Raw genomic sequence first — 4,319 nt, 5'->3', positions numbered from 1 at the left:
GACGAGTACTCCCACCCGAAAACCGGCCGGCGGTGCTACGAGCGGGGGGCCTATCGCTCCCCGCTCGTAGTGGTTCCGCGCGATGCCGAGATTTCCGATCGCGAGGCGGCCGGGCTTCCCGCCGACCAGATGATCGCGCTCTGCCGCGGCTGCTTCGGCCGCCGCCGCAAGAAGGCGGACAGCGCGCGTGCGTACGCCAACGGCGTACCACCCGCCGCCCAACTCGATCTTTTCCCGCTCCCCGCTCAGGAAGGAACGGCGTCATGACCCGCCCCCACCCTCGGTCCAAGTGCTGGCGCTGCGAGGACTGGCAGAAGGTTCTGTCCCCGAAGGGCCGCTTCATTCCGTGCCCCGAGTGCACCAAGTCCAAGACTCGCGTGAAGGGTTCGCGATGAGCATCTTCCAGCGCTTCGGCAACAAGCCCTCCGGTGCCTCCGACGTCACCGTGCTGATGCGGTTTCTGACACAAGGTGGTGCCGCCGTCGAGGTGACCAAGGTCGAACGGCCCGACCGGCCGTACCAGTGGCGCTGCCTGGGATGTGACCGCGAGGAGGACACCAGCTACTCGGACACTGCTCGTTCCGAGGCCAACAAGCACGCCACAAGCTGCCGGGCCATGCCCAAGTCGGCCCGGGCCTGATGGCGCCCCTCTTCCTGCCCGGGGTCTACGACTTCGAGATGGCCTTCACCTATGCCGCGCCCGCCAGCCGCTTCCGGACCGGTCATCTCACGGTCACGGGCCCGCTGACCGAGGAGCAGATCCGCGCGCATCTCCTCGCCGAGTGCGCGCGGGATCTGCCCGGCGTGGCCGTCACCGTCACCCGCTTCACCCTCACCCCCCGCGCCTGACCTTCGAAAAGGAGATCACTTCCATGCCTCGCATCATCCGTTCCCTGGCCGTCACCGGTGCGGCCGCCGCCGCGCTGCTGGGTGCCGGGGGTTCGCTCAGCGACGCGGCCGCGGCAGACGACAACGCCGGCGTTGTCCGCGTGGCCGCCCAGGAGGTGGCCCGCGCGACCGGCGCGCCGGTGACCCTCCCGTCCGGCAAAACCATCCACGTCACCGGCCTCGGCTCGGCCGCCTACCGGGCCGACGCCGCGCAGCAGGCGACCGTGACCACGCTCGCGGACGCCGCCCCCGGCGCGGGCAGCGGTACCGGTGGCGGTACGGGCTCGATGGAGAGCGAGCTCAACCAGAACCAGCAGCAGGGCGGGCAGCAGCCCACAGGCCAGTACGGCACCGGCACCAACGGCATCCGCACGCAGGCCAGCGGCGGGTCGATCTCGATGACAGCGGCTATCGGCCTGGGGCTGCTGATCGCAGTCATCGCCGCGATCCGGTCCAACAAGGTCCGCTGGCTGTGGGCCGTGGTCTGCATCGCGCTCGGGGTCTACCTGACCCCGACCGTTGTCGGTCCGATGATCCAGAGCTTCGGCGGCTCCATCGGCAGCTCTCTCGGCAACGTCTGGTCCGGCCTCTAGGAGACCGGCCGCCCGGTCCCGCGCCGGGCGGCCCCTCCCGCTCGCTTCCCCGCCTGGGCGGTCTTCCCGCCACCCCGACCAACCGCACGGAGGAGACCGCCCGATGGCGATCGACATGCGCAAGACCATCAACGATCAGGAGGACGCGACCGCGTCCGCCGACGCTTCGCCCGACGTCGATGCAGATGCCCAGGCTGCCGCCGACGCCGAGAGCGAAAGCCCCGAGACGGCTGGAGAGCAGGGCCGGGCCGAGACGATCCGCCGTCTTCGCGCCTGGCGCTCGGCTGGTGCTGAGCGGGCCCGCGCCACCTACGAAGTGCAACGCGCGAACGTGAGCCGCCGCGTGCACGACTGGTACGCCACCGACGACATCAGCAACGCGCAGTTGGCCGCACACGTGGCTTCCCGCCGCGCGAGCGCGCACCACCATCGAGAGGCCGAACTGGTGCGCTCGATGACACGGATCAAGGTGCAGCTGGCACAGGCAGAGGCACGAGCCGGACAGGGGGAAGCGGGCGCGAGCCTGGGTGCGGTCGAGCGGTTGGGCCGGGACTTGGCTATGGCTGAGGCTCGGCTGGACGCACACCGCCAGACGCAGACCCAGGATCTGCCGGCAACCGCCAACGAACTGACGCGGGCCCGCTGGGCGCGTAAGGCCGGGCGCGGCGCACTCACCCTCGCGGCCGCCCTGGGCTGGCTCAAGGGTGTGAGCGTCGAGCCGATGGTGCTGCTCGGAACGGCGGGCGCGATTCCGGCCGGCTGGTGGTGGCTGGCACGCCCGTACGAGCCTGAAGAGGCCCCGGACGCCACGGAGGCTGAGGCCGCCGGTGCGCACCGGCGGGTTGATCTCGTCAAGCACTCGCCCGCTTCGGCCATGGCGGCCGCGGCGATGAACGTCCCGGTCCAGGAAGTCCCGGGCCAGGCTGCGGTGAGCCCGCTGGGTGCCGCGGCGCGGGTCGACCCCGTACAGGTCCAGGGCGCTCAGGACCTGATCACAGCCCTGGTCAAGGCGAAGGTGATCGAGGCGGGGGACCGGGAGGAGACCAGCGTCATCGGGCTGATCCAGAAGGATGGGCCCGGTTGGAAGGCCACCGTGGAGCTCCCCCCGGGCCAGACTTCCTCCGAGGCCATCGGGAAGATCGAACAGATCGCGTCGGCGCTGCGGGTCAAGGCCGGGCAGATCGAGTTGTTCGCGGACACCAGCGAAGAAGGCCACGAAGGACGCTTCACGATCTGGGTCGCCGACGCGGACAACCCCTTCGGCACCGCCAACACCCCCTCGGAACTGGCCGCTGCCGAGGTCTGGGACTTCTGGGCGAACGGCGTACCGCTCGGGCTGGACGCCCGTCAGACCCGGCAGGTCCTCGACATGCTGTGGTCCTCGCTGCTGATCGGCGGCCTCCAGGGCTACGGCAAGAGCTACCTGGCCCGGCTGATCGCGGCCGCGGCCGCGCTGGATCCGTACGTACGGATCATCCTGATCACCGGCAAGGCGGGCCCGGACTGGGCGGCACTGAAGAAGGTCGCCCACGCCTACATCGCCGGGGCGAGCCCCGACAAGCTCAACCAGGTGCAGGCCCTGCTGGATACGACGATCACCGATATGCAGCAGCGCGGTGAGCGTCTGGAGCGCCTGTACGAGACCAACCCCGAGACGTGCCCCGAGGGCAAGGTCACCGCGGCCCTGGCCCGCGAGCCGGGCACCGAGCTGACCCTGATGGTCGTGGACGAGCTCCAGGAACTGCTGGACGCGGCCGCCATGACCAAGGTCAAGGTCGGCGACGAGGAAGAGGGCGGCGGCCGCGGCCGGTCCGGCAAGGACGTGCTCGTGGAGAAGTTCGCCCGCTTCGTACGCGTGACCCGCTTCGTCGGCGGCATGGGCGTCTTCATCACCCAGCGCCCGGACTCGGGCAGCGTGCCGACCGCGCTCCGCGAAGTCTGCATCAAGCGCGCCTCCACCCGCGTCAAGGGCGGCAAGAGCGCCAAGATGGTCCTCGGCGACGAGGCCGTGGGCGCCGGTGCGGCCCCGCACATGCTCCGCGAGATCCACCGCGGCGTGTACGTGGTGGACCAGGGCGCCGAGTCCGGGCACCTGACCATCAAGGGCGACACGATCGACCTGCCGGCCTTCGGGCGCATCGCCGAGCGCGGCCGCCAGCTCCGCCTGAAGACGGGCACGCTGTCCGGCTACGCCGTCGAACACGGTCAGGCCGCGGAGGTCGCCTCGGCTGTGCAGACGCTGCTGTCCGACTGCCTGACCGTGCTCGACAAGGCCGGGCTCGACCGGGCTCGCACCGAGCGCCTGGTCGAGCTGCTCGCCGACTACTACCCCGGCAGCTACGGCGACGGCGGCCTCACCACCGCCGGCCTCCAGGCGCGGCTGCGCGAGTCCGGGGCGGGTACCACCCGCAAGCTCGGTCCGACCGACGGCATGGCCAACCCCAACGGCTACTACCGCGAGCAGATCGCCGCCGCCCAGACCGGCAAATAGGGGCATACCACCCGGTCAGACACCCGGTCACCCCCTGGTCAGCGCCCGGATCACCCAGGTATGCCCCCTGGTCTTCGAGGGCGGCCGACCGGTCCCCTGACCACCCGTCGCCCTGCCGCGACCGCCCGCCAAACGGGTGCAAACCCGGCACGTACCAGGGGGCGACCGCCCCCTCAACCACCCGCAACGCAACGACACCTCGGAGGCTCGATGCCCTTTTCGCCCCTGATCGACGACCGGACCGCCGCCGACATCGCGCGGCACCTCATCGACGTCGCGGCCCGCACCCCCGGCACCAGCGAGGACAAGATGCGCGCTCTGCGGAAGGCCGCGGAGCGCTACAGCAC

The 4,319-nt window shown here is 70.9% G+C and carries 4 protein-coding genes and 1 pseudogene; all 5 read left to right on the top strand.

Features of this window, described 5'->3' with window-relative positions; all coding sequences use genetic code 11:
- Positions 1-267, top strand: a pseudogene (locus ACFU99_RS34960) (hypothetical protein); the annotation flags it as partial.
- 124 nt (positions 268-391) lie between these two features.
- Positions 392-640 (top strand): hypothetical protein, encoded by a 249-nt coding sequence (locus ACFU99_RS34955; protein ID WP_384400013.1) that lies wholly within the window; start codon positions 392-394, stop codon positions 638-640.
- The gene (locus ACFU99_RS34950) at positions 640-849 is read left to right on the top strand and encodes a hypothetical protein (RefSeq protein WP_384400010.1); all 210 of its coding nucleotides are present in this window, start codon (positions 640-642) and stop codon (positions 847-849) included. The genes ACFU99_RS34955 and ACFU99_RS34950 overlap by 1 nt, the downstream gene beginning before the upstream one ends.
- A 23-nt stretch (positions 850-872) precedes the next feature.
- Positions 873-1,481 carry a hypothetical protein gene (locus tag ACFU99_RS34945; protein ID WP_384400007.1) on the top strand — a complete coding sequence of 203 codons (609 nt, stop codon included), beginning with the start codon at positions 873-875 and terminating at the stop codon, positions 1,479-1,481.
- A 103-nt stretch (positions 1,482-1,584) separates the two neighbouring features.
- The gene (locus ACFU99_RS34940; RefSeq protein ID WP_384400004.1) at positions 1,585-3,972 is read left to right on the top strand and encodes a hypothetical protein; all 2,388 of its coding nucleotides are present in this window, start codon (positions 1,585-1,587) and stop codon (positions 3,970-3,972) included.
- Positions 3,973-4,319: the final 347 nt, after the last annotated feature.

Origin of the sequence: Streptomyces sp. NPDC057654 (assembly GCF_042800135.1) — a bacterium.
Classification (GTDB): Bacteria; Actinomycetota; Actinomycetes; order Streptomycetales; family Streptomycetaceae; genus Streptomyces.
The sequence above is the reverse complement of the archived record's forward strand: the minus strand, read 5'-3'. Positions and strand labels throughout refer to the sequence as shown.

Excerpts from the sequence above, each read along its gene's own strand:
- ACFU99_RS34955 (WP_384400013.1), top strand. The coding sequence starts at position 392 with ATGAGCATCTTCCAGCGCTTCGGCAACAAGCCCTCCGGTGCCTCCGAC.
- ACFU99_RS34950 (WP_384400010.1), top strand. The coding sequence starts at position 640 with ATGGCGCCCCTCTTCCTGCCCGGGGTCTACGACTTCGAGATGGCCTTC.
- ACFU99_RS34945 (WP_384400007.1), top strand. The coding sequence starts at position 873 with ATGCCTCGCATCATCCGTTCCCTGGCCGTCACCGGTGCGGCCGCCGCC.
- ACFU99_RS34940 (WP_384400004.1), top strand. The coding sequence starts at position 1,585 with ATGGCGATCGACATGCGCAAGACCATCAACGATCAGGAGGACGCGACC.